The sequence below is a fragment of the Neobacillus sp. BP17 genome, assembly GCF_059579525.1.
The window spans coordinates 1,081,727-1,106,661 of record NZ_CM184198.1 but is presented as its reverse complement, the minus strand read 5'-3'; the positions used below and the strand labels follow the sequence as shown (position 1 = coordinate 1,106,661).

28 protein-coding genes are annotated in these 24,935 nt (G+C 39.5%); 5 read left to right on the top strand and 23 right to left on the bottom strand.

Annotation, left to right across the window (positions count from 1 at the left end; genetic code table 11):
- The first annotated feature begins 83 nt into the window (after positions 1-83).
- Entirely contained in the window at positions 84-230 is a 147-nt protein-coding gene (locus tag AC4QJR_RS05235; RefSeq protein WP_251459243.1) for a hypothetical protein, read from the top strand.
- Positions 231-349: 119 nt separating this feature from the next.
- The gene (locus tag AC4QJR_RS05230; RefSeq protein ID WP_496525536.1) at positions 350-1,879 is read left to right on the top strand and encodes an FAD-dependent oxidoreductase; all 1,530 of its coding nucleotides are present in this window, start codon (positions 350-352) and stop codon (positions 1,877-1,879) included.
- A 136-nt stretch (positions 1,880-2,015) separates the two neighbouring features.
- Here AC4QJR_RS05230 and ypzF read toward each other — a convergent pair whose 3' ends face one another.
- The 6 genes from ypzF to AC4QJR_RS05200 form a co-directional block, all read right to left on the bottom strand.
- Positions 2,016-2,150, bottom strand: a complete 135-nt coding sequence (gene ypzF / locus AC4QJR_RS05225) for a protein YpzF (protein ID WP_257148580.1) — start codon at positions 2,148-2,150, stop codon at positions 2,016-2,018.
- Between the two features lie 55 nt (positions 2,151-2,205).
- The gene (locus AC4QJR_RS05220) at positions 2,206-3,675 is read right to left on the bottom strand and encodes an amidase family protein (RefSeq protein WP_496525535.1); all 1,470 of its coding nucleotides are present in this window, start codon (positions 3,673-3,675) and stop codon (positions 2,206-2,208) included.
- 107 nt (positions 3,676-3,782) lie between these two features.
- A complete protein-coding gene (locus tag AC4QJR_RS05215; protein ID WP_496525534.1) occupies positions 3,783-4,928 on the bottom strand; it encodes a DEAD/DEAH box helicase in 1,146 nt (381 codons plus the stop codon).
- A gap of 105 nt (positions 4,929-5,033) precedes the next feature.
- Positions 5,034-5,333 (bottom strand): DUF5658 family protein, encoded by a 300-nt coding sequence (locus tag AC4QJR_RS05210; RefSeq protein ID WP_098575721.1) that lies wholly within the window; start codon positions 5,331-5,333, stop codon positions 5,034-5,036.
- A gap of 153 nt (positions 5,334-5,486) precedes the next feature.
- Complete coding sequence (locus AC4QJR_RS05205) at positions 5,487-6,335, bottom strand: MBL fold metallo-hydrolase (RefSeq protein WP_496525533.1); 849 nt, start codon at positions 6,333-6,335, stop codon at positions 5,487-5,489.
- Between the two features lie 160 nt (positions 6,336-6,495).
- Positions 6,496-6,705 carry a hypothetical protein gene (locus tag AC4QJR_RS05200; RefSeq protein WP_496525532.1) on the bottom strand — a complete coding sequence of 70 codons (210 nt, stop codon included), beginning with the start codon at positions 6,703-6,705 and terminating at the stop codon, positions 6,496-6,498.
- 164 nt (positions 6,706-6,869) lie between these two features.
- On the opposite strand from AC4QJR_RS05200, the gene AC4QJR_RS05195 reads away from it, so the two are divergent.
- A complete protein-coding gene (locus AC4QJR_RS05195; protein WP_496525531.1) occupies positions 6,870-7,175 on the top strand; it encodes a cyclic nucleotide-binding domain-containing protein in 306 nt (101 codons plus the stop codon).
- On the opposite strand, the gene AC4QJR_RS05190 is transcribed toward AC4QJR_RS05195, so the two are convergent.
- A complete protein-coding gene (locus AC4QJR_RS05190; RefSeq protein ID WP_496525530.1) occupies positions 7,172-7,423 on the bottom strand; it encodes an amino acid decarboxylase in 252 nt (83 codons plus the stop codon). The two genes, AC4QJR_RS05195 and AC4QJR_RS05190, sit on opposite strands and share 4 nt — an antisense overlap.
- 278 nt (positions 7,424-7,701) lie before the next feature.
- Here AC4QJR_RS05190 and AC4QJR_RS05185 point away from each other — a divergent pair, with 278 nt between their 5' ends.
- Positions 7,702-8,055, top strand: a complete 354-nt coding sequence (locus AC4QJR_RS05185) for a hypothetical protein (protein ID WP_251459259.1) — start codon at positions 7,702-7,704, stop codon at positions 8,053-8,055.
- 72 nt (positions 8,056-8,127) lie between these two features.
- Here the strand turns inward: AC4QJR_RS05185 and kynB are convergent, their stop codons facing one another.
- From kynB to AC4QJR_RS05165, 4 genes are all read right to left on the bottom strand, one after another.
- Positions 8,128-8,745 carry an arylformamidase gene (gene kynB / locus AC4QJR_RS05180; RefSeq protein WP_098575727.1) on the bottom strand — a complete coding sequence of 206 codons (618 nt, stop codon included), beginning with the start codon at positions 8,743-8,745 and terminating at the stop codon, positions 8,128-8,130.
- Positions 8,746-8,856: 111 nt separating this feature from the next.
- Positions 8,857-10,836 (bottom strand): WG repeat-containing protein, encoded by a 1,980-nt coding sequence (locus AC4QJR_RS05175; protein WP_496525529.1) that lies wholly within the window; start codon positions 10,834-10,836, stop codon positions 8,857-8,859.
- A 169-nt stretch (positions 10,837-11,005) separates the two neighbouring features.
- Positions 11,006-12,019 carry a 4Fe-4S binding protein gene (locus AC4QJR_RS05170; protein ID WP_496525528.1) on the bottom strand — a complete coding sequence of 338 codons (1,014 nt, stop codon included), beginning with the start codon at positions 12,017-12,019 and terminating at the stop codon, positions 11,006-11,008.
- A gap of 187 nt (positions 12,020-12,206) precedes the next feature.
- Positions 12,207-13,193 (bottom strand): Gfo/Idh/MocA family protein, encoded by a 987-nt coding sequence (locus AC4QJR_RS05165; protein WP_306460607.1) that lies wholly within the window; start codon positions 13,191-13,193, stop codon positions 12,207-12,209.
- A gap of 203 nt (positions 13,194-13,396) precedes the next feature.
- On the opposite strand from AC4QJR_RS05165, the gene AC4QJR_RS05160 reads away from it, so the two are divergent.
- Entirely contained in the window at positions 13,397-15,052 is a 1,656-nt protein-coding gene (locus AC4QJR_RS05160) for a glutamine--tRNA ligase/YqeY domain fusion protein (protein WP_496525527.1), read from the top strand.
- A 223-nt stretch (positions 15,053-15,275) separates the two neighbouring features.
- Here the strand turns inward: AC4QJR_RS05160 and AC4QJR_RS05155 are convergent, their stop codons facing one another.
- The 12 genes from AC4QJR_RS05155 to AC4QJR_RS05100 all read right to left on the bottom strand — a co-directional run bounded on the left by AC4QJR_RS05155 (position 15,276) and on the right by AC4QJR_RS05100 (position 24,814).
- Entirely contained in the window at positions 15,276-16,334 is a 1,059-nt protein-coding gene (locus tag AC4QJR_RS05155) for a PAS domain-containing sensor histidine kinase (RefSeq protein ID WP_496525526.1), read from the bottom strand.
- Positions 16,335-16,353: 19 nt separating this feature from the next.
- Positions 16,354-16,803: a GAF domain-containing protein gene (locus AC4QJR_RS05150; RefSeq protein WP_496525525.1), complete on the bottom strand. Its 450-nt coding sequence runs from the start codon at positions 16,801-16,803 to the stop codon at positions 16,354-16,356.
- Positions 16,804-16,817: 14 nt separating this feature from the next.
- Positions 16,818-17,471: a response regulator gene (locus AC4QJR_RS05145; protein WP_496525524.1), complete on the bottom strand. Its 654-nt coding sequence runs from the start codon at positions 17,469-17,471 to the stop codon at positions 16,818-16,820.
- 13 nt (positions 17,472-17,484) lie between these two features.
- A complete protein-coding gene (locus AC4QJR_RS05140) occupies positions 17,485-18,147 on the bottom strand; it encodes a sensor histidine kinase (RefSeq protein WP_496525523.1) in 663 nt (220 codons plus the stop codon).
- Between the two features lie 241 nt (positions 18,148-18,388).
- Positions 18,389-18,670, bottom strand: coding sequence for a hypothetical protein (locus AC4QJR_RS05135; protein WP_496525522.1), 282 nt, complete (start codon positions 18,668-18,670; stop codon positions 18,389-18,391).
- Positions 18,657-18,968: a hypothetical protein gene (locus AC4QJR_RS05130; RefSeq protein ID WP_098575734.1), complete on the bottom strand. Its 312-nt coding sequence runs from the start codon at positions 18,966-18,968 to the stop codon at positions 18,657-18,659. Before AC4QJR_RS05130 ends, AC4QJR_RS05135 begins: the two co-directional genes overlap by 14 nt.
- Entirely contained in the window at positions 18,961-19,152 is a 192-nt protein-coding gene (locus tag AC4QJR_RS05125; RefSeq protein WP_375377626.1) for a hypothetical protein, read from the bottom strand. The genes AC4QJR_RS05130 and AC4QJR_RS05125 overlap by 8 nt, the downstream gene beginning before the upstream one ends.
- Positions 19,142-19,666, bottom strand: a complete 525-nt coding sequence (locus AC4QJR_RS05120; RefSeq protein WP_098575736.1) for a Rieske 2Fe-2S domain-containing protein — start codon at positions 19,664-19,666, stop codon at positions 19,142-19,144. The genes AC4QJR_RS05125 and AC4QJR_RS05120 overlap by 11 nt, the downstream gene beginning before the upstream one ends.
- Before the next feature lie 11 nt (positions 19,667-19,677).
- Positions 19,678-20,238: a 4Fe-4S dicluster domain-containing protein gene (locus tag AC4QJR_RS05115; RefSeq protein ID WP_007086371.1), complete on the bottom strand. Its 561-nt coding sequence runs from the start codon at positions 20,236-20,238 to the stop codon at positions 19,678-19,680.
- Positions 20,239-22,407, bottom strand: coding sequence for a molybdopterin oxidoreductase family protein (locus AC4QJR_RS05110; protein ID WP_098575737.1), 2,169 nt, complete (start codon positions 22,405-22,407; stop codon positions 20,239-20,241).
- Positions 22,394-23,476, bottom strand: coding sequence for a hypothetical protein (locus tag AC4QJR_RS05105; protein WP_098575738.1), 1,083 nt, complete (start codon positions 23,474-23,476; stop codon positions 22,394-22,396). The genes AC4QJR_RS05110 and AC4QJR_RS05105 overlap by 14 nt, the downstream gene beginning before the upstream one ends.
- 153 nt (positions 23,477-23,629) lie before the next feature.
- The gene (locus AC4QJR_RS05100) at positions 23,630-24,814 is read right to left on the bottom strand and encodes a hypothetical protein (RefSeq protein ID WP_496525521.1); all 1,185 of its coding nucleotides are present in this window, start codon (positions 24,812-24,814) and stop codon (positions 23,630-23,632) included.
- Between the last annotated feature and the right edge of the window lie 121 nt (positions 24,815-24,935).

Here is a 24,935-nt window from a genome sequence, read left to right as displayed (position 1 = left end):
TGGAAAAATCCTCCCCCCTTTTGCATATATTTTTAGAAAAGCTTAAGACAATCATCTCTTTCGCTTTTCAAAGGGGGAATACAATGGCAGCAATTTGGTGGGTCACAACGATTGGTTTATTTATATTACTTGGTTGTATAGGAGGTACATTCTTCTACTTCCTTAGAAGTTCATTAAATACCGAAGACTCTACCCGAATTGATCCATTGGAATTTGACAAAGAGGAGTAGGAACCCTGCATACGCTGGGTTCTTTTTATGTAAAGAAAATCCTTCCTTGATTACATGTATTTTAACTCCTTTGGGAAAATTAATATTGATGTCATTTTTTAGGCTGGAGGAGTATATATATGAGTTCATCTGAAAAAATTCCACAATTCCCAAAAACGTATTGGCGTGAAATAGAATTACCAACTTTTAAGAATTTAACTGAAGATATATCTGTCGATGTGGCCATTGTTGGAGCGGGGATTACAGGGATTACAGCTGCTTATTTACTTGCAAAGGAAGGCGTCAAGGTCGCATTATTAGAGGCCGGCAGTGTTTTGAATGGTACAACTGGTCATACAACTGCAAAGATTACCGCCCAACATGATTTAATTTATGACGAATTTATTAACCATTTCGGAGAAGAAAAGGCCAGGCTATATTTCGAATCACATATGAACGCTATAAAATTTGTTGAAAATAACGTAAATGAAAAAGGAATTGATTGTGATTTTAGCAAACAAGATGCTTATATTTATGCGGTCACGGATGAATATAAAGAAAAGCTGGTCACGGAGTCGGAAGCATATAAACGTCTTGGTATTGATGGAGCATTAAAAGATACGATTCCATTCAATATCGAAGTGAAAGCAGCCTTGATGATGCAAAATCAGGCCCAGTTTCATCCACTAAAATATTTAAAAGTCCTCTTGGATGAAGCCGTGAAGGCCGGCTGTATGGTGTTTGAAAATACAACCGCTACTGACATTGAAGATGATGAACAACAGTCAAGGGTTGTTACCAAATCTGGTTTCAAGGTAAATTGCATTAAAGTGATTATTGCCTCTCATTTCCCATTTTACGATTTGCCAGGTCTTTATTTTGCACGAATGTATGCGGACCGGTCTTATGCGATTGGAATTAAAACCGACAAAGAATATCCTGGAGGCATGTATATTAGTGCGGACAGTCCATCCCGTTCGATTCGGTATACACCAGTTAATGGGGAAAACCTCATTATAATTGGCGGTGAAAACCATAAAACCGGCCAAGGTATTGACACGATTGCGCATTTTGAAAATCTTGAAGCATTTGCAGAAGAGGTTTTTGGGATTAAGGAATATGATTACCGCTGGTCTGCACAGGATTTAGTTACATTGGACAAGCTGCCATATATTGGTCCAATTACTTCTGAGCGGGAGCATATTTTAGTGGCTACGGGATTTAAAAAATGGGGGATGACAACAGGAACCATGGCTGGCCGTTTATTAGCCGATTATGTGTTAAACAACGAAAATCCGTACAAAGAGCTTTATTCACCGTCCCGATTCCATGCTGACCCGGATTTAAAAAGTATTGCCACCACTAATATCGACGTTGCCAAACATCTAATTAAGGGCAAGCTTGAAATTGTTCCAGGAGATCCGGACGATCTGTCGGATGGCGAAGGTTCTGTTGTGATGTATAACGGAAAAAGAGCGGGTGCCTATAAGGACGAAAAAGGTAAACTTTATATTGTTGATACTACCTGCACCCATCTTGGCTGTGAATGTGAATGGAACCATGCGGAAAAAACATGGGATTGTCCTTGTCACGGTTCACGGTATGCATATTCAGGCGACGTGATCGAGGGACCTGCGAAAAAAGCACTAAAATTACTTGCTGAAGAGTGAGTTTATCTAAGAAAGCACAAGCGCCCTGTACAGTGGCGTATGACCTGGAGCTAGATCTTAATCTAAGTTCAAAAACTTACACTTTCTTATCAAACAAAAAAGCGCCTCTCTTCTCATGTGAAGGAGGCGCCGTTTATTACTTACTATTTGGACGATTGTGTTTTACTTCTTCACCAGTTGTGAATTCAACCAGCTCTTCACTATCTCTCATTTGCTTTTTGCGATTATTATTTCGTTGTGCATTTTGATTACCTAGCTTCTGTCTTCCCATACTACCAGCTCCTTTTTGAGAAATACATTGATAGTATGAGTGAAACTAAATAGTCTTATTCTTTTTCAAGGATCGGCGCTTTTCTAAATTTAGTCATTTGTTCAAATGCATAAGCGACTTCGATTAAAAGAGGCTCACTGTAGGCCGTTCCTGCAAATGTAATCCCGACTGGCTCCCCTTCTGCTGTATAACCAGCTGGAACAGCAATGGATGGGTAACCCGCTTTTGCACTAATATGAGAGCCTTCTTCACTTGGGAAAACAATCACATCAAGGTTGGATGTTTCTAAGGCAAAATCAATTCCCTGGTTTTTCGAATGATAAAGGTCAAACTCCAATGCGTTAACATAAGCAGCTTCTGTTAACGAGCCGCTTGTTTCTTCAGACTCGATCAGGACTGCCTGACCGTATTTGAGCATTTTCTCCTCATTGTTCTTATTAAAATCAATAAGGTCTGTTATATTTCTAATAGGTATCAATGGATGGAGGCTGTTTAAATACGCATTAAGATCTGGTTTAAATTCATAGGTTAAAACATCATACTTCCAAGCGGCTTTGGCAGATGGAATTTCAATGTTATCAATCACGATAGCACCAGTGGTTTTTAATTTATCAACCGCTGCAAGAATCACCTTTTGTTTTTCTTCACTTAATAACTCGATAAAGCCTTCTAGGGCTATGCCTATTCTTTTCCCGCTTAGTCCATGCGTCAATAGATGATTGGAAAAGTCTTTTTGAGCAAATGGATTTGTTGTGGTAATGGGATCTTTCTTATCGCTTCCACATAGTGCCGTTAGAAGAATTGCAGCATCTTCCACTGTTCTAGCCATTGGACCAGCTGTGTCCTGGGAGTGTGCAATTGGAATAATCCCTCGTCTGCTGATAAGACCCACTGTAGGCTTGATTCCCACCAGGGAATTTTGACAAGCAGGATTTAAGATGGATCCAGATGTTTCCGTTCCAACCGCTACTGTGGCAAAGTTAGCGGCAACGGCTGCTCCTGAACCTGAGCTAGAACCACCCACATCAAACTTGCTTGGTCCATATGGATTTAAAACCTGTCCGCCTCGTGAACTATACCCGCTTTTCATCCCGATTGCCATGAAATTTGCCCATTCAGTCATATTTGTCTTACCAAGAATGACTGCTCCAGCTCTGCGTAATTGTTCTGTCACAAATGAATCATGGAGGGCAATTGAATCTTTTAAGGCAAGAGACCCCGCGCTTGTATGCATTTTATCGTGAGTATCAATGTTATCTTTTAGTAAGATCGGAAGTCCATGCAATCGACTGCGAGGTCCTTTTTCGTTTCGTTCGTTATCGAGCGCTTCGGCTATCTGCAAAGCATCAGGATTCACTTCAAGGATGGAATGCAAATGTTTGTCATACTTAGCGATTCTATCTAGATACATCAAGACAAGCTCTTTCGCTGTAAGCTCCCCTTGCGCAAATTTTTCTTGGATCTGTGTTATAGTTGCTTCTTCAAGCCACTCTTCAGCCATTTTTTTTAATTTCGAATTTTCCATGGTTGTTCTCCTCCGTTTCTTCTTCTTAACTATTCAAGCAATAGAATTGAAAGTCCTTTCTTATAAAAAAATGACAGTGGATTTTACTCCACTGTCATTGCCGTCTATCATCTTCTTAGTTTGTGTTCCCTTTGTCCCTCTTCAGCGATAAGTCCTTTGTAAAAAACTCTCTTATTAACCGGGACCTTTAATTCACGGCAATACTGTTTCAATTCTCGTTCTTCCCTCTCCGTAACAAGCGAGATAACAATTCCATTCGCACCCATTCTGCCTGTTCGTCCCGCTCGGTGCACATACTGTGAGATATCCTTTGGAGAATCGATATTAACCACGTGAGTAACTCCTTGGATATCAAGTCCTCTTGCCGCTACATCCGTTGCAATCAACATGCTCATTTTTCCATCACGGAAAGACTTTAATGCAGCTTGTCGTTCGAGCTTCTTCATGTCGCTATGCAAGATTCCAATTGATAGCTCTTTAAAATGTAATTTTTCTTTAAATACTTCAATTTCGCCAATATCATTAATAAAAGCAAGCGATTTACTATTTTCTAAACGTGTGATTTTTTCAAGAAGCTTGATCTTGTCTCTTGGCTCACAGGAAAAATAAATATGCTCCACTTCCCCGGAAGACGCAAGTTCATCCTTTTCAATGCGAAGAACTTCTGGGTCCTTCGTCATTTCTTTGGCTAATTTCTCTGTCGCCGGTTTCATTGTTGCTGAAAACAAGACCACTTGGCGGTCGCTCATAGTTGATTTCACAATATTTTGAACAGTATTAAGATGTTCGTGAATGAGTAATTGATCTCCCTCATCGAGAACGACTATTTTTACTTCATGCATTTTCACTTTTTTCTGTTTGATTAGTTCTAGTAAACGGCCAGGTGTAGCAAATATGACATGAGGGCGTTTCTTTAATTTCTCAAGCTGCCGTTTCATATTGGCTCCGCCAATGATGGAAGTGCCTCTGATTCCACTGCCTTCAGACCACTTTTGAAATTCTTGATAAACCTGCATCACCAACTCTTGTGAAGAAGCTAATACAATAGCTTGGAGGGATTGTAAACTAGGATCCATTTTATGTAATAATGGCAGAAGATAAGCAAGCGTCTTACCAGTACCTGTCGGTGACTCGGCAATTAAATCCTTGCCTTCGAGAATCATCGGAATGGCCGCTTCTTGAATGGAAGTCGGCTGTTGAAATCCTGACTTTTCCCATGCTGCCTGCAAGTATGGTTTTAAAGTATTTAACATAGTGTACTCCTTTATATAAAATCATTTTTCTTATTATTTGTCTTTACATATCGTATTGATACTAACGTAATAATCTCGGAGTGTCTAGTTAGGAATAGTGTAAAGTCATGATGCAGAATTAAAATAGAGGGCAATCCAAACCATATGATAAATCAGTACTGAGAAGTAAAGAACGCAAGTAGAAACCAAGAGCGTCCGAATCCAGCCTTTTAATGGGCGCAGGTAAAACAACCCAAGCAAGATTAGGGGCAAAAAGATTTTAATAATGTAGAAATAAGACCAGCTTTTTTCAATGACCAGTTTCATCATCGGGTTCCCTTCAGAAACGATACCTGAAGCAATCCCAACATGCGTCAGAACAGCATCCAATAGTCCCGCAATTAGCAGGAATATACAGAGTTTCATTATTACCACCTCATAAATTGTTCGATTAGTTTCCATTATTTTTGTAGTATCTATCCTGAAATCTATGAATTCTTTCATTTGTTCTCAAAAAAGAACATTTTACTCATATAAAAGAGCTGCATGCGTCGGCAGCTCAAGTTTTTTTTAGGATATTTAATTCACATATCTTCCACTCTTAGGACGGCCAATCTCATCAAAATGCTCCACTAAATACCAAAGGCTTTCTGCTAGTTCTTCACCGCCCATTGGAAGCCCATGACCGGTCACCACTACTTGAGGCTTGAGTGCCTCTAGCTTCTTCACGGATTCAAATGCCGCTTCCCAGTCAGTTGTGTAATATTTAGGCGGCCCGCTAATCTCCTGTGTTTGCGTCATTACTTTATAGAGTGATTCTTGTTTTACGGTCACAAACGCATCACCGGCAATGAGCACCCGATCATGTTCACGGAATAAACTGATATGTCCTGGTGTATGACCTGGTGTATGTACCCATTTCCAATTTGGCATATTTGGAATAGTCCCATCGGCAGGTAGGACATGAACATAGTCACTTATATTAATTCCATGGTTTGGGAACATCGGTGACAATTTTGCAACAAGTCCACTATCAACATTTGGGTCACCAGGTGGGTAGTCACATTGGCCAGTTAAAAAGGGAAGTTCTAGGTCATGAGCATAAACCGGAATCTTCCACTCTTCCAACAATTCAGCCACTGATCCGACATGATCAAAATGTCCATGTGTTAAAACGATCGCTTTTGGAATGGCCCGCTCACCAAAATGTTCTTGTATCATTTCCATTATTTTTTCTGCGGACTTAGGCATACCTGTATCAATGAGCACAAATTCCCCCGATTTATTCGGATCTCCAACAAGTACGAGGTTCACGATTTTGTCGGTATAACAATATACATCGGGTAAAACAGCCATCCCCACGCCATTGCCAACCGAGGTCATTGGAAGAAAAGTTTCTTCAAACTTACTATCCTGATTATGCTCCAAAAAAATCCCTCCCATTTTTGTTTATTATTTAACCTGGAAGAGAAAATTATTACCGTCGCTTATTCGAGTTCAGTCGTAACACATAAAACATTATAACGAACTTTATGTTCTTAATAAAGATGTAATATTCAAAAAAAAAACTGCCCACTATGAGCAGCCATTAATCAAATATTCGCAATGCCATTTTATAAAGATTCCGATTTATTTCCTCGGAGTGTATAAAGCTTTCATTAAAGTTTATTTGAATCTTCCCACTACCTGTTAGGATTTTAACTTTTTTAATTCCATATGTTCTTTGCATTTCTCTTTTAATTTTTCCGATACATCCTGAGCAGGCAACTTCATTTAATGCTAATTCCATGATACTCACTTAAATAGCACCCCTTCACTGCTTGTTTTACTTTGATTGTAATGCGAATCATTCTAGTTAACATTGATTTATATCAAGAAAAACAGAATTGATGTAAATCACTACAAAGAAGGTTCAAAGAAGATACTATAAAGTTATAAGAACTGCGGAGGAGTGACTTAAGAATGTGCTGTGACCATTGCTGCTCTCATGAATCATCATGCATTACATCCGTACCAGTTTTTAAAGGGATGAATGAAGAGGATCTTCAACAGCTACAAAAGGTAACCAGAAGCAAATGTTTTAGTAAGGGAGAATATATTTTTCGAGATGGCGAACATTCGGAGACATTATTCGTGGTGAATGAAGGACTGATCAAGTTAACAAAAATGTCCCCAGAGGGGAAAGAACAAATTATCAGATTGCATGGACGGGCGCCGACAAATACAGATTCTAGAGTTGGATCAACTAAAACAAGTATCAGGTATTAGTTAATCTCATCAAGCTTGATGGCCATTAGTCTAAAATGCATAGGCTCTACTTCATTAACAATTACATTTATGCCTAACGATTGTAAACTGGCGATTAGAGGCTCCCCTCGATGTGGCAAGTGAATTTCAAAAATGGTACCGACTGGTGCTTCTCTAACAAAATTCAATATTTCGCGGCGTGGATGTTCGCCCTTTGCAATACGTTCCCGAATATCCATTACTGCTTTCTTATCAACGATTTCAAACATAATTCTCGCTCCCCTTTGTTAAGAGTATAAGTTTATGCTTCAGTTTATCACCCTTCTCTTCATTTGAAATTGATTTATATCAAGTTTGGATTTGGAAGATTTCCGATGAGAAATAGCCCCCCGTGCACTGAGATTCCTATGTTTGGGAAGAATTTTTGTTAATTTTAAGAGGATTTAAATTTCGAAAGCTTTGTGAACTTTGCGGAAAAAGTGATATTTCCTGCAACTAACGATGATAGAATAAACAATAGAAAGATTACAATATAGCGGAGTTGAATATGATGTTTAATAAGATTGCTCTTATCACATCACTGTTGTTTTTTCTAGTAGGAACGATTGTCTTTGCCGATTCTCGAATAGAAGTTTCTTCTCCTCAAAATAATTCAGTAGTTAGCCAAACAGCTCAAATGGCTGCGTTAACCTCAGATAATAATAAAATTGTTTCAGCCAATAAAAGCACCGCAACAGAAAATGAACAGGCCAAATTGGCTCAAAAACAATTGGCGCCTGCCCAGCCAACATTAAAAAGTTATGTTGTTCCAGGTTTGGTGGGGTTACTTATTATCATTGGCTTTGGAGGTTATTGGTTAATTTATCGCCAAAAATATACAAGTCAGACAAAGGAACAGTGACTTTTCCTTAGTAAGATAAAAAAGCGTGAGTCCAATGGATTCACGCTTTTTGGTGCCTGACACCAAATTCTTCTACTTTCTCAGGACTGCTCGAACCGGACTTCCGTCTCCTTCTGATAGTGGTAATGGAAGGGCAATCAGTTCGTAATCTCCAGGTTCGATTTCATCAAGCATCAGTGACTCTAGGATGTGAATACCATGCTCATTCAAGCTATGATGGGCAGGCAGTTCTTTACTGTCAATTGGATCGACAGATGGGATATCCAAGCCGATCAGTTGAACTCCCTTACTTCCTAAAAAAGGAGCTAAGTTTGGCTCAATATGTGGAATCTTTTCAGGGAAAACATCAGAGTTTTCCCAGGAAAGGGTTCGGAATAGCACCCGTTTGCATCCATCAAGATTAATCTTTTCTAAATCAGCGGCACCAATGCTTTCCTTACCTTGCATATCAATAACTCTCGCCGGACCAATGTATAGGTCGAGGTTCAACTCGATGATTCGTTTTCCTTTGTTATCAAAATGAAAGGGAGCGTCCACATGTGTTCCTGTATGGGTGCTCAATTCAAGTTTACCCACATTAACGGATCCACTTTCCTCCATTGGCCATGCGACCTCGTAATGAAAGGCCGTATCCCCTGGCCAAACAGGCATCCCATTTATTAATTTTCTAGAAATATCATAAATCTTCATAGCCATGCACTCCTTCGATAATAATTTATCACTTACCACCATTATTTCATATTTCTATGTAGTTTTTCATTAGTTTACATAAACAAAAGACAGGATTAATTCCTGCCTTCCTTAGTGAAACGATTTCCAAAATTCGCTGTTCCTATTAATAAGCTCTTTTATGTCATCAAAAGGAATGATAAAGGTAGGAAAACCGGCTGCAAATGCCGCAATTTCATAGGGTTGAAAGTAGATATTCAGACCAGCCTCACTTATAAAAAATGGTTGATCTGCCTTTATCCCATGGTAATCATCAGGAAATAAGTAAGATGAGTATTGGTTATTACCTTTTATTTGTTCAAGAATCAGATTGCTAATTACTTTTACATAAGGGCTGTCAGGCTTAAAAAGGTCTTTCAATTGGTACATCGACCCAGTTTTTAGGTTAATATGAGCATATTTTTGCACCGGCATTCCGTGCGCCGCACAAAACGGGTAGTCGTAGCCCACAATCTTGATGACCAGCAAATTTTTCTTAAAATAAGGAATTTCATAATTACCCGTATAGTTCGATTCCAGTTGAGTGTGTGCTGGTACAGGTTTTACGCCCGCCATCTCCTTTAAAGTGCGATTTACACTTTCTGGATTTTCCATCCCTGCAATTTGTGGATAATAGACTAAATAATCCTTATTAGGTTTATATTTATGCTCCACCACCGAATATTGGTTATTTAGCGGGAGAATAGTGGCTTGCTTCCAGAGTAACTCTCCCGTTTGATTAAAATAGATAAGATGGTCGTCAATATGACCCTTAATTAGTGTTTTCTCAAAACTAAGCCAGCCTGAGCCACTAACCATTGGCAGATGTTCCTTTCGCCTTCCATGTTTATCAATAAAATAAGTATGCTGATCATCTGTGACGGACGCAAGACCATCCTCAAATTTCGTGATCACTGTAAAATGAAATCCTGTGAGGATATGACCATCCGAATCAGCTAAGGCATAGATGGATCTCATACAAGGCTGTTTCGGGTCAATCTCCTTTCCTATAGCAAAGCGACCTTCACCTAAATCTAAGATTTGATTAAAGTTTGGCTTAATTACAAAATGACCTTGCCGATCAATAACGCCAAAGTTTTCTCTATTATTCTCTGACAAACTGACAATTGCCCGGCCTTCATTAAATGACTCTCCATTCGAAAATTGCGGCTCTATGATTGTTTTCCCCAGTTCATTAATATAACCCAGCATCCCATCGTTCCTCTTCCGAAATGCAAGCAATCCTTGACCGTAGTTAGCGACGTATGCATAAGGATACGATTGTAAAACCTTTCCGGTAAGATCAATAAGTTGAAACCTACCTTCCTTAGTCTTAACAATTGCTTTCCCCTGTTCAAAATCACTTGCCATTTTATAAATTAATGGAATTACTTCTTTCCCTCTTTTATTGAGATACCCATATAAATACTCCCCATCCGCATCTATTTCAACAGCACGGACGCGACCCTCTTTATACTCTCCAACAATGATAGAATACGCCTTTTCCGTGATTTCTTTGCCATTCTCATTAATTACCTTGAATCCCTGGGCATCATTGACAACGGCCCGGCCTTCAGAAAAAGGGGTTATTGTATCGTATTTCGGACGCACGATATAATAACCGCTAGAATTTATGACACCTGATTTGTCCATTAAACCAACAATGGCCAAACCATTCTCCTGGAAATCCTCTGCATGATCGTAGTTTGCCGGAAGAACCCATTTACCTTTTGTATCCATATAGCCCCAACTGTTTCCGCCCATTTCCTTCCTCACAACAGGAAAAAGGTAAACGGCCCTTGACTCTCTGGAAATGGACAGCATTCGGATGACGTCTTGCTTCACCTCAGAGGGAAGCGGATAATAATATTTAAATTGACCAAAGTACTGCTTAAGAACAAATAAATAGGGCTGTCGGTTAAGACGGTATACCCCAAAGATTTCCTGGATTCCATCACCATCGATATCCATAGATTGAAGGATTGCTTGTTGATTTCGGTATTCCAACTCTGCTCCCATTGGGAGATATGGCAATACCCAAGTTATTAATTCTCTGTTATTACCAACCATCATAACTCACCCATTTTAGTTTTTTATATTTATATGATGAAAAGTGGGCTATGTGTTTAACACTCGAAACGAAAAAACACCACTATTGTGGATGACCCAAATAGCAATGTTTTTATAGTTTTATATATTACAACTGTTCATTAATCTTATATTTTTTGCTTCTCTTCCTTCTTTATTTTATGTTTTCTACTTCCGGGATTAGCTGTTTCCATTCCTCATAGGAAATGATGGTATCCCAGTGGCCGGTTATTTTAGCAATCGTAATAACCACGAAGAACAGCACAAAGAAGGTAACTGGAACAAACCATTTATTTACCTTTTTCCGCGCTACCGTCATGTTTAGCGTGTCTTTCACGGGACATGCCTCTACACAGGACAGACAGGCTGAACAATTAAGGGAATTTACTGTCTCAACTTTATGTACCTTTAATCTTTGCGGACAAACCTTTGTGCACATTTCGCAGTTTGTACACGTATCTTCATTTCTCTCAATCTTTGTAATTCTAAAGATACTGCCTAGTCCGATCAGTGCACCGTATGGACACAAGAAGCGGCACCAAAAGTTTCTAAAGAATAAGGACAGGGTAAAGATGACAATGATAAACTTCAAGGCAATGCCGCCAAGATTGATAAATAAAAGGAGCATTTTTACATCGGATACTTTATTATACGGTTCCTCAAGAAAACTTTTCGCCGTAAACACGGGCATTTGTACAACCATAAGGACAAAAAATAACATCAATAAGTATTTTATTGGTGTTAAAATCCAGGTCAACCATCGCGGAATTTCAAAATTCCTCTTAAAAATTTTCCTGCCCAGCCACCCAATCCACTCACTAACTGTTCCAACAGGACAAATCCAACTGCAGAATGATTTACGTAAAATAATTCCTGCACCTACAAAAAAGGCAAGCAAAACGAGGCCGGCCGGATGAATGACATCAAATTCGCCACTCGTAAGCCATACTTTTAAGGCGACCAAACCGCTGATTGGCAAAAAACCTTCAACCGCAGAGGGGCGGTCAACAAAAGGGGATTTTCCGAGTGTTTCAAAATGCAAATAGAATTGATAAAACTGCAGACCAACATATAGTAAAAACAACAAAAACAAACCCTGAACAGTATATCTTGTAATTTGGACAGGTTTACGTTTCAACTGTTTCTGGTACCAAGCTTTTGATTTCATAAGGTTTCCTCCCATCTTACTCCCTCAACTATAATGAACTTACAAAACATGGCATGTGATAAAAGTCATTGAGAATATTGAATTCATAAAGAATTCACATACCCCTTCATAAAATGTTAAATAAGCTTTTTTGGGGAAGATTACCTCATGAAATAAAGCCAGGAGAACGTATCCTCCTGGCCTTGTTTTATTTTTCTGCTGCAAATAAGATATTATTTTGTTTCCTAGCCTCTTCGGTAATTTGGAGTACGATTTCACTCCAATTTTTTAACCGCAAATATTCTTGATCATTTTTCGTCTCAATAATCTTAGCAATGTTTTCACATTCATATACCATATTTTCTTCTTCTTGGGTGACGCTAATGGTTTCTCTCTCTTTTCCTCGGTTGTCCACGAAGGTAATAGTTGAAATCGGGGCTGCATCTTCAAGGAAAAATGTTCCACTTTCCCCGTGAATTTCACACGGTAATTCGGAATGAGAAATTTTTGAACAAAGGATCGTACAAATAAAATCATCATACGTTAACACCAAGGTTCCACTTCCATCCACACCGCTCCGAAGAACCACTGGATGATAGTTGACCTGCTTAGGAGCACCAAACAATCCGACTGCTAAATAGAGCGGATAGACACCTAAATCAACAAGCGCGCCCCCAGAATATTGAGCCGAGAAAATATTGGGCTCCTCCCCTTGTAAAAATAAATCATAGCGAGAGGAATATTGGATATAAGGCAATATGGTACTACGAAGCTTCCCAGCCCGTTGGAGGTTGTCTTTTAGTATTTTAAAATTTGGGGTATGGATATTACGAATCGCTTCAAACAGATATACGCCATTTTCCTCAGCTGTCTGATAGGCTGTATGTAACTCCGCACTCGTTGAAAAAATCGGTTTTTCACAGATAACATGTTTCTTATTTTTCAAAAATGTAAGTGTTTGTTCAAAATGGACAGAATTCGGTGATGCAATATATACCGCTTGTATTTCTGAACTCTTTGCCATCTCCTCAATGTCAGTGTAAAAATATGGAGCGTTATATGTATCGGCTAATTGTTTCGCTTTATCCTCTGTTCTAGAATAGACACTTGTTAATTGCAATTGACCGCTGAGCTCTGCAGCTTTGATAAAGGATTCAGTGATCCATCCTGTTCCGACTGTTCCAAAGTTAATCAATTTGTAGTTCCCCTTCCTTTATATTACTTCAAGAAACTATTGTAGTCTTTTTCATACACACTTGCCAATTCCAGAATGCTTAAAAAATAAATAAATTTTCCATTTCCCGAGTGTTTTATACATGAATTGTTGGGAACAATGGAAAAATATCTGTATTTATGTTATTTATAATGTAGAGTTAAGAATGAAAGAGGTTGAAAAGGGTGGACAATAACACATCTAATTTTATTAAGGATATTATGATTAAAGATCTTGAATCTGGAAAGCACCATAAAATCGTCACTCGATTCCCGCCAGAGCCTAACGGTTATTTACATATTGGACATGCAAAATCGATTGTCATCAACTTCGGCTTAGCCGACGAGTTTAACGGGCTGACCAATTTACGCTTTGACGATACCAATCCGTTAAAAGAAGATATCGAATATGTAAACTCAATCAAAGAAGATGTAAAGTGGTTAGGCTTTGAATGGGATAACTTATTATTTGCTTCCAATTACTTTGAGGAAATGTATAAACGTGCGGTGCTATTGATTAATAAAGGATTAGCCTATGTTGATGACTTATCAGCTGACGAAATCCGCCAGTACCGTGGGACACTAACGGAACCTGGAAAGGATAGCCCTTACCGGACCCGTTCGATTGAGGAGAACCTTGAGTTATTTGAAAAGATGCGGGAAGGTGCCTATGAAAACGGCCAAAAGGTTCTTCGAGCAAAAATTGATATGTCATCACCGAATATAAACTTACGTGACCCTGTTATCTACCGGATTGCCCATGCATCCCATCATAATACCGGTGACAAATGGTGCATTTATCCGATGTATGCTTTTGCTCATCCACTTGAGGATGCAATTGAAGGAGTAACCCATTCCATTTGTACGATAGAATTTGAAGACCAACGGCCCCTCTATAATTGGGTTGTCGAACATTGTGAAATGGAGAGCACTCCACAGCAAATAGAATTCGGCCGCCTAAATGTAACGAATACGGTCATGAGTAAACGGAAGCTGAAGCAATTAGTAGATGAAGGATTTGTGGATGGCTGGGATGATCCTCGTATGCCAACCATTTCCGGGATGAGAAGAAAAGGATTCACGCCAGAATCGATTGTTTCGTTTGTCCGAGAAACTGGCATTCACAAAGGTTCTGGAGCAGTTGATTCACAAATGCTTGAACACTTCGTCCGTGAGGATTTAAAATTAAAAGCACCACGAACAATGGGTGTCATCGATCCCTTAAAGGTTGTTATTACGAATTATCCAGAAGGGCAAATTGAATTGCTAGATGCTGAAATCAATCCTGAGAATCCAGAAATGGGCACGAGAAAAATTCCATTCTCGCGGGAAATTTATATTGAACAAGACGACTTTATGGAAGAGCCGCCTAAAAAGTATTTCCGTCTGTTCCCCGGTAATGAGGTCCGTCTCAAAAATGCCTATTTCATTAAATGTGAAGAAGTGATAAAAGATTCAACCGGTAAAGTAGTTGAACTGCGCTGTACTTACGACCCAGAGACGAAAAGCGGCACAGGGTTTACGGGTAGAAAAGTGAAGGGAACAATCCATTGGGTGGAAGCAGCTCATGCCGTTCCTGCTGAATTCCGTCTTTATGAACCACTGATTTTGGACGAGACAGACGATAACAGCGGTACAGAAAAGACATTCTTGGACAATGTTAATCCAAATTCAATTCAGGTGTTACAAGGCTTTGTCGAGCCTAACATGAAGGAAAGCAGACCGCAGGAGAAATTCCAATTCTTTAGACATGGATACTTTAACGTCGACCCTAAACATACCACAGTCGATAAGCTCGTATTTAACCGCATTGTATCATTAAAGAGTTCATTTAAAATTTAGGCTGTGTTAAAGGTGAATGTTGATTGTAGCACTCTGTTGATTGGAGTGGAAGGCACGAAGACTCCTGCGGGAGTACGGGGCAGGGGAGACCCCGCAGGAGCAAAGCGACGAGGAGGCTCCCCGGCACGCCCGCGGAAAGCGAAGTGCCTGGAACGGAAATCAACAGACAAGTTTAATACAGCCAAAATTTAAAAGAAAGAACCAGGCGTCGCCTGGTTCTTTGCTATTCCACAATAGAACTCGGTACTTCTAAGATCAGTTTAGTCCCCTTCCCAGGTGAAGAGCTGATTAATAACTCTCCGCCCACCGAACGTGCTCGCTCATCCATACTAAACAAACCAACACCAAAGGTTTGATTCTTCACATCAAATCCCTTTCCTTTATCCTCAATCATCACTCGAATAACATCCTCTATTTCTCTAACAGAGACCGTCGCTTCATTAACTTCTGCATATTTCCGTATATTCGTGAGTGCTTCCTGAATAATCCGGTAAATCGTTAGTTCAATGCTGATGTCCAAGCGCCGATTTAACACGCATTCAAAATAGACATCAATATTGTAATGGTCAGAGTAACGGGATAGAAACGAACGAATAGCTGGCACTAATCCTAAATCATCAAGTACGGAGGGCCGAAGTTCCCATGAGATCTCGCGGATTTCTTCAATCAATTCGGTTGCTTCGGTTTGCATCTGCTGCAGTAGAGGATGGTCCATTTCGGCTAAGAGACGATTAATCGTAATCAAATGACTATAGAGGTTTTGTCCAATCCCATCGTGTAAATTACGTGACAAGCGTTTTCGTTCCTCTTCTTGAACATTAATGATAGTAGTCATCATTTTTTGAAGCTCTCGTTCGACTCGCTTTCGCTCGGTAATTTCATAACGAATCGCTAAGTATTGATACGGTTTTCCCTTTTCATTTAAAAAAGGAACAATCGTTGTATCCATCCAATAAAGGGTCCCATCTTTTGCCCTATTGCAGATTTCCCCCTTCCAAACCTCACCGGAACCGATTGTTTTCCACATTTTTCGAAAAAATTCTTTTGAATGGTACTGGGAATTGATAATTCGATGATCTTGCCCTAGGAGTTCCTCTCTGGAGTATTTCGAAATATGGCAAAATTGATCATTCACATATGTAATCATGCCCCGAGAATCGGTGATGGCTACAATTGAAGATTCATCAAGCGCAAACTTTATATCTACTAATTCCTGCATTGACTTTTTTAATTCTAACTCAAGATTCGCGAATTTTGCAGGCTGGTCCATTTCCTTGTCCATTAGCTCCTCCCTGAATCTATCAAAGTATCTGTTCCGTCAATATTTTTTCTAAGTCTTTAGCAGCTTTCATTACATACTGCTGATCCTTTTCTGTGTACGCTTTGATTTTCCGATTACCAATAAGTAATACCCCTTTAGGTACACTATGAAAAAATAAAGGGACAGCATATGTCGAAACAAGTTTTTCAGCAAGCATAATTGGATGATCCGTAACTTTTCCGATAATTCCGTTTGGAAAATCAGTGAGCATCATTGGACTTCCACTTGAGATTATTTTTCCTGCGATGCCTTTTCCGAAACGGACAGTTATTCTTTTGTATTTGTCATTTAAATTACCAGCAGCATAATGCCACTTAACATCCGGGCCCACTTCATTTTGCAGAGCCAAGGCAACAAATTCGCAATCAACTACTGTCAATAGACTGTCGCAAACCTCCATTACTACAGGACATTCCTTAATCTCTTTCATCTAAGAATTTCTCCTTAAATACCATAACCCAATAACCCTTTTCTTACGGCATATTCCACCAACTCAGGTCTGGTTTTCATCTGTAGTTTCTCCATCAACTTACTTTTATGGGTTTCGACGGTTTTAACACTAAGGACTAGTTGTTCAGCAATTTCCTTATTGGAATACCCTTTAGCAATAAGTGTCAGCACTTCTTTTTCCCGATCAGATAAAAGATTGTATGTATCATTCCCATCTTGTTTTACGCTGCTCAAATATTCTTCCATCAATCGCTTCTGTGCAGAGGGATGTAAATAGGCATCTCCTACCGCCACTGATTCGATCGCTGACATTAATTCAGCATGTGGGGCACTTTTTAAGATACAGCCAGATGCTCCCCCTTGAATGGCACGAAAAAGGTACTCCTCATCATCATGCATCGTTAGGATTAAGATATTCACTTGAGGCATTAACTTTTTCAATTCCATTGTAGCGGATAGACCGTCTTTTCCATGCGGCATGCTTAGATCCATAACCACAACATCAGGTTTTAACTTTAACGCTTGTTTAATTCCTTCATTTCCTTCCGATGCTTCACCAATTACCTCCATTTCTGGATTTGTGTTTAACAGCATCTTAAGTCCCATTCTAACCACTGCATGGTCATCGACCAAAAGGATTTTTATCACTCTTAACTCTCCTTTAATCCCGATTTAACGGAAGAGATATTTCTATGGAAGTTCCTTCCCCTATTTTAGAGGAAATCTTGCACTGACCGCCAGTCAGAAGCATTCGTTCTTTCATTGCGGCAAGCCCTGATAGTGGATTAAGGTTATTGTATTCCTCTGGTTGAAATCCTTTGCCAAAATCATAAATGGTAATGGTCAATTCTTCCTCCGTCCAATTAAAATGAATAGAGATGTTGGAAGTATCCGCATACTTGGCAATATTGGCAAGTGCCTCCTGGCAGACACGAAATACGGTAATACTATGTTTTTCAGGTATCCATTTTTCGTCACCCGTTGTTTCTAAATCTACCAGGATTCCAAACGTTGATGTATATAAGTTAATATAACTCCTCATGGCTGGAAGTAAACCAAGGGTTGTCAGTGTAGGCGGATGTAATTCAACAGATAGGAGCCTAATTTCTTGAATGGTCTTTTCAATTAACTCCGACATTTCGCGAACATAATGTTTCATTTGTGGTTCTTTAGCGCCTGATTCAATAAACTGTAAGCCTGTTAATATACTATAAAGATTTTGTCCGACACCTTCATGAAGTTCTAGGGCAATCCGTTTGATCTCTTCTTCTTGGGAATGAATTATATAAGAGCTAATCTGCTGTTTTGAATTTAATTCATCCATATTGCCCCTCCAATATTTTATTAATTTATATAAAGGCTCTGTAAACCTGGCCTGTTGATTTCCGCTCCAGGTGCTTCGCTTTCCGCGGGCGGTCCGGGGAGCCTCCTCGTCGCTGCGCGCCTGCGGGGTCTCCCCTGCCCCGTCCTCCCGCAGGATTCTTCGCGCCTTCCACTCCAATCAACAGGGTGCCAAAATCAAAAATAAGCCTTAACATAGACTATATAAAAAAGGCAGGTTCTTTTTAGAAAACCTGGACCTTTTTAATAGTATATGATAAGCCGCTTTCTGAATCAAAAGCCGTCCATTGCCCTTCTGACTCTTTTATTTGAGAAGAAATCGGTACGGCAAGAAAATAAAAATCATCAAAATAAAAGCGGATATGTGTTCCATCTGGACAAAACTGTACTTTTTTTACTACTTTCTTTACTGCGGATGCTTGGTCTCCACCTTCAGCATCTTGAATGGCTACCTCAACTGGTACGCCAACAAACTGGCTCATATCTTCTAACTTAATGAGTTCCACAGCTGTTACATCCTCTCTTCACAGGATAGATGAACATCTTATATCCTTGCAGATACTCCCAAAACTTCTCACCGGCGTGTTCTTCGATAAATTGAATCGTTTCATCTTCAGAACCCCAGTCACTCATTCCTTTGATTTCTGCAATAACCATCTCAGCCCCATCAAGGGTCTTTTCTTCAAGAAACCAATTTAGACGTTTTTTCGCAAACGTATTCTTTAACAATGAGTCAACTTCAGCTGTAAAATTCCCTGCTGACGGACGGACAAAACAAAAATCGATATACGTCTCACTAGTCATTGACATTCACACCTTTTTTATAGATAAGGAATGCGATTGGGAATAAAATCACGTTGATCACCGCGGCTATAATCGTATTGGTATAATTTTCATAAAAATATTGATGGACCATATATTGAGTAAAGATAATATTTAACATCAAAACCGCTAAAAGAAAGACGACAGGCAGGTAACTACGCTTCATAACGTTTCACCCCCACGGCGTAAACTGCACCGTTTTCCACTTTTACATATATTTCAGGAAGCGGTCGTCGCGGCGGCCCTGCGATTGGCGCACCCGTTTCTACATCGAATTTTCCGTGGTGGCAAGGGCAAAGCATTTCTCCTTCATCCTTTTTCCAAAATACAGGACATCTTAAGTGGGTACACGCATTTTGGTAGGCTACATATTTATTTTCAGATAATCGAATTAAGATTGCACTGTCATGTTCACCAGGAAAGGCAAAGTCAACTGCATCTCCTACAGGTAAAGAATTAACATTAGTAATTTTTTGCTTTGGATATTTTTTATCTCCCAAACCAGTTAATTCTTTTGCAGCTAATGCTCCCCATGGAAGAGAGGAAACAGCAAATACTCCTGCTGCTCCAACTAATGTTTTCATAAAGCCGCGCCGGTCTAGTTTTCTTTCATTGCTGCGGTTAATATTATGGGTATAATTATCTTCATTGAACGGGATTTTATTATTTTTTTCTGTCATGTTCATCCCTCCTAAAACAGTTTCGTGACGCCCTGCAGAATACCAGGCAGGTTCACTTTTACATTGGTTTCGCCTTCTAAATAAGGCATACTAGTAACCCATTTTCCGTTATCCAGGTTAAATTGCTTTTGTTTCGCTTCTATCTCTTCATCTGTCAGCCATTGTAATGTATTTGATGGACATACGCTCGCACACATTGGCGGAATGCCGTCCTTTGTCCGGTCAATACAAAGATCACACTTGTACATTAAATTTTGCTCTGTATCAAACTTCGGTATTCCATATGGACACGCAATGGTACAGTTCTGGCAGCCAATACACTTTTCCACAAGAGCCGATAGCACGGCACCTGTTTCATGTATTTGAATGGCTTGGGCTGGACAACTTCTAGCACAAGCCGGATTTACGCAGTGCAGGCACATAAGAGGCATGGTTTGACGGTTAACAAGCGGGTTCACATCGTAAACATAGTTACGGTTACGTTCTTCATGCCCGCCGCACTGTGTACAAGCCGCCAAACATGAACGGCACCCTATACAGTTTTCAAGTTCAAGATATAGCCTCTTTTTCATTTACTGCACCTTCTTCATTTCTAGTTTTTCAATCTGAGCGGCACACGCTTTAAATTCCGGCATCCGTGACATCGGGTCAAGCGCAGGAATGGTTAATAGGTTAATAGATTTCTCGTGGCCAAAATGGTACGGAACAAATACGGTATCCTTTCGAATCGCTTCTGTGATTTTCACTTTATAATCAGCCTCTCCTCTACGTGTAAAGAGGCGTACAAATTCTTCATGTTCAATCTTATATTTTGCAGCTGTTTCTGGATGTACTTCCACATAAGGCTCTGGGCACATATCCCGTAAAAACTGAATGCGGCGAGTTTGATTCCCAGAAAGATAATGGTAGACGACACGTCCGGTTGTTAAGCGTAATGGATACTCCGCGCACGGCTCTTCAGCTGGCGGACGGTATGGTAAGGCACAAATTTTTGCTTTTCCATCTGGATGATAGAATTTTTTATCTAGGAACATATGCGGTGTTCCTGGATCGTTTTCATCTTTACATGGCCAGAACACACCATCTTGCTTGTCGATCTTATCCCATGTTGCCCCGTAATAGTCGGCATAACCGCCCTTAGATGCAAGACGGAATTCATCAGCCACATCTCTCGCTGTTTTCAAGTGAGAGAAATACTTGCCTCTGCCAAGATACTCTGCTAACTCTGCTTGAATCTGCCAATCCGGCTTTGATTCACCAACTGGTTCTTGTGCTTTATTGATTTTAATAATCCGGCCTTCTAAATTAGTTACCGTTCCTTCATCCTCTGACCATGTAACGGTTGGAAGGATAACATCTGCAAATTCTGCGGATTCGGAAAGATAGAAGTCAGCACAAACCATAAAGTCTAAGCCTTTTAAAGCTTTGCGGACAAAGTTTAAGTTTGGTGCGGATACTGCTGGGTTGGAGCAGAGCAAATACAAACCTCTGATTGTTTTTTCCTCCATTAGTTCGAACATTTCATAGGCTGAAACACCAGGCTGCGGCATTTCTTCAGGGGTAATTCCCCAAACCTTGCATACTTCTTCTACATGCTTCGGATTGGTGATTTTACGATAACCTGGAAGCAAATCTGATTTTTGACCATGCTCACGTCCGCCTTGACCATTACCCTGCCCTGTAAATGTAGCTACTCCCGCTTTTGGGCGGCCAATTTTCCCTGTAACTAAGGCCATATTGGTGTAGGCTGATACATTATCAACACCTTTATGCTGCTGTTCAATACCACGTGCAAACATGACAATGGCATTTGGTGCTTTTCCGTAGATTTCAGCGGCGCGAATAATTTTTTCCGGTGCTACTCCCGTCAGTTCACTTGTATATTCTGGTGTAAATTCTTTCACCAATTCTTTGGTTTCTTCAAAACCATTTGTATGATTGTTAACGAATTCTTCATCTGCATACCCGTTTTGAATAAGTAAATTGAGAATACCATTTGCTAAGGCAAGGTCTGTTCCAGGACGTAAATCCAAGTGAACATCCGCTCTTCTTGCAATTGGGGTTTCTCGTGGGTCAGCTACAATTAAGTAACCTCCTCTTTCCTGAACAGCCCATATTCTGAACATGGAGGTTGGATGACACTCAGCCGTATTGCTTCCAGCGATGAACAAGCAATCTGTTTCATGGAGATCTGTCCATGGTAATGTGGAACCCCGGTCAACTCCAAAAGAGCGAAGGAATCCACCGGCTGCACTTGACATACAAAAGCGGCCGTTATAATCAATATAGCGTGTTTGCAATCCAACCCTAGCAAACTTCCCTGTCAAATAACACTTTTCATTTGTCATCGACACACCACTGAATACTGACAATGTATCTTTTCCGTATTTACTTTGAAGCTCCGCGAACTTCTTAGCAATTAAGCTGTAGGCTTCATCCCAGCTGGCTTCACGAAAGCCCTCTTTTGTACCCTTAAGTGATGCATCATCGCGGATTAATGGTTTTAAAATCCGATCATCATGGTTGGTTTGCTGGTAAGCTGTAACCCCTTTAGGGCACATTTTTCCGACGTTAACCGGCCAATCATACCGTGGTTCCACACCGATGATTTTATTTGTTTTTGTATTGACACGCAGGTTCATTCCACATTGCATCCCACAGTAGCTGCAGTGAGTTTTTACGAGCGTTTCATTTGGATGACGAAGATTTTCTATTTCTTTGAAAAATTTATCCCTTTGCATTCTGGTTTGCCTCCTTGACCTTAACTTGATGTGTTGCGAAGCCTGAGAATCTTGAGATTCTATATTTTCTGCGGCAAGGCAGACATAGTTCTGCAAGATTAAAACCATCCTGCATATTAAATTCCATTTCATTGACACCTAAAACTTGAATGACATCATTCGATTGTTCCACTGATACAAAATGGTCGCCGCATACTTTACATTCCTTCATATGCTGTTCTCCATAATGTTCACGGTAATTTCTTGCAAATACACTCATTGGACGGAAAGGAATATGAGCAAGTTTTCCGAATGGCAGGTAAATGAGTGTCACAATCACTGAAAATTGATGAATCAGTGACATTTGCGGCTGCATCCAGCCATGCAAGAATACGTTTTGAACTGTTAATAAAAGGCCAGTAACGGAAATAAACAATAATAGATAAAGCGGTAAGAAATCGTACATAAACTTCTGTTCGGCTCTGGCTTGCATGTTTTTTAAGCGGCGGTTTAGAGCCATGCTTACTCCTGCTGTAACCATGATTGCAGCAATATTAAGTGCATTATAGGATAACCAAGCGATGATTCCATCTGCTTTCACGTTCATTACATTCATTCCAAATAACACGATGGTATAGTAGCCATTGTCTTCCATTGTAAAATACATCCAGCTGAACACGAGCGGGAAAGTCACCAAGCACGCAAGGACACATCCCCAACCGATTAAAATGTGCTGCACCCAGCGGTACATTCCACGATTCCGGATGAAATCATAAATAGCCAAATGATTTACAGCAGTTTTAGGTGTACTTTTTCGAAATAATAGTTTTAAGCCTTTTTTGATAAAAATTTTGGTAGGCGGTCTTTCTCCCCAGGCAATAAAGCGGTAGAAAAATCCCCCGATAAATACAATGGTTCCTACCATATATCCATAAAGATTCAAGTCAACATGTGTAAACATTCTTGTACCGATAAACGTTAAGATCGCAAGTCCAACAACCGTCAGAAACATTGATTTAGCAAAATGAGATGCAAATGCATCATTGACCGATCTCTCTTGTTTTTTAGTCATTGAAATATTAGCTTCCATTGGAGTTCCTCCTAAATAAAAATAACACTGCCGTTTTTTCATACTCTAATTGTAAGAAAAACGGCAGTGTTATTTATATCAGGGATTCCCCCTATTATGGGGAAAAAAAACCCCTAGAAACGTTATTTTAGACAAATGTCTGTCACAATTGTCTTAATATCCTCGAAGATACTTTTTTCTCCAAGAATATAAGAGTACACCAAAACCTAAGGTTATTTGCAATGAGAAAAGTAAAGCATCCCAAAATGGAAAAGTGGCAGGGCCTTCTAAAAAACCAGGTAAAACCTTTTTAAAAGCAAACCATAATTGTGGAATATAGAAGATTGCATAGACAGCAAAAGTCAAAATTACTCCAATAAAATAGAAAATGGAATACAAAAGAATAGTCCTTTGCTCTCCCGGGAATACATCATTTTCTGATACATTTGATTTTACAAACCTTAACCTCTTGAATATCAAGTGCTGAGCATTCTCCATTAAGTTATAGCATCCTGATACATTTTCAAAAACATAATACAAATCAGTCTTCATATACACACATAATTGATAAAACAACCGGATAAATGTGTCCAATACAATAAGATTCATGATCCCCTGAAAAATCCCTAGCCCATCTGATACAAAAAGCTGACTAATCAAGGCAATAGAAAGGACCACTGTATCAAAACAAGTTCCCGCTAAAAATAAAACATTCCGATCTTTTGATGATAATTTCCAAACAGAGGACATATCCGTTTCAAGAACAACTAAAAATAAACGATGGCCTATCTCTAATTTAGTCGGGAGATTATGGGCTCTCATAGCTAAAATGTGTCCAAACTCATGAATTAACACTAAACAAAATGTTATACCAAGCCATGCGGGAATATTAAAAACCATATATTTAAAAATAAATAGGTCCTTATATTGAGGAACAAGGCTAGGATGAGATAATAAAAGGGTTAAATTGAGAATGAATACTCCTACATAGAAAAACAACGCGGCCTTATTAAAAAAGAATTTCCCCATCTTAGGTGAAATCCATAAATATCCTAATCTTTCTTTATTCATTTCTTTTGAAGAAACCACTTCACCATCAATTTCAGCAATCAAATTTAAATCTAGAAGCTGTTCAGCAAAAAGAATTAAATTAACTTCTTCATTAGGATATTTGTCTCTCAGTTGCCTTTCGATTACCTCTAATGACTCTCCATTGTTGAGAAGATGAATTGCAGCAACAGAAACCTCTGGCATCTCAAAAAACTCACCTGTAGTTTTATCTTCAATGATGTAATGTTTTTTATCCTTGCGAATAAAGATTGGAACCAATAATAGTCTTGAGGTGAGGGTAACACTCATTTGAACACCCTTAATCTTGTGAATTTTTATAAAAGAAGGATGCATAGTTTTCCACTAGCATCCCCACTCAATTCTAGATATTTATAAAAACCAGCACCACCAACAAGATCCGGTCGCTTTA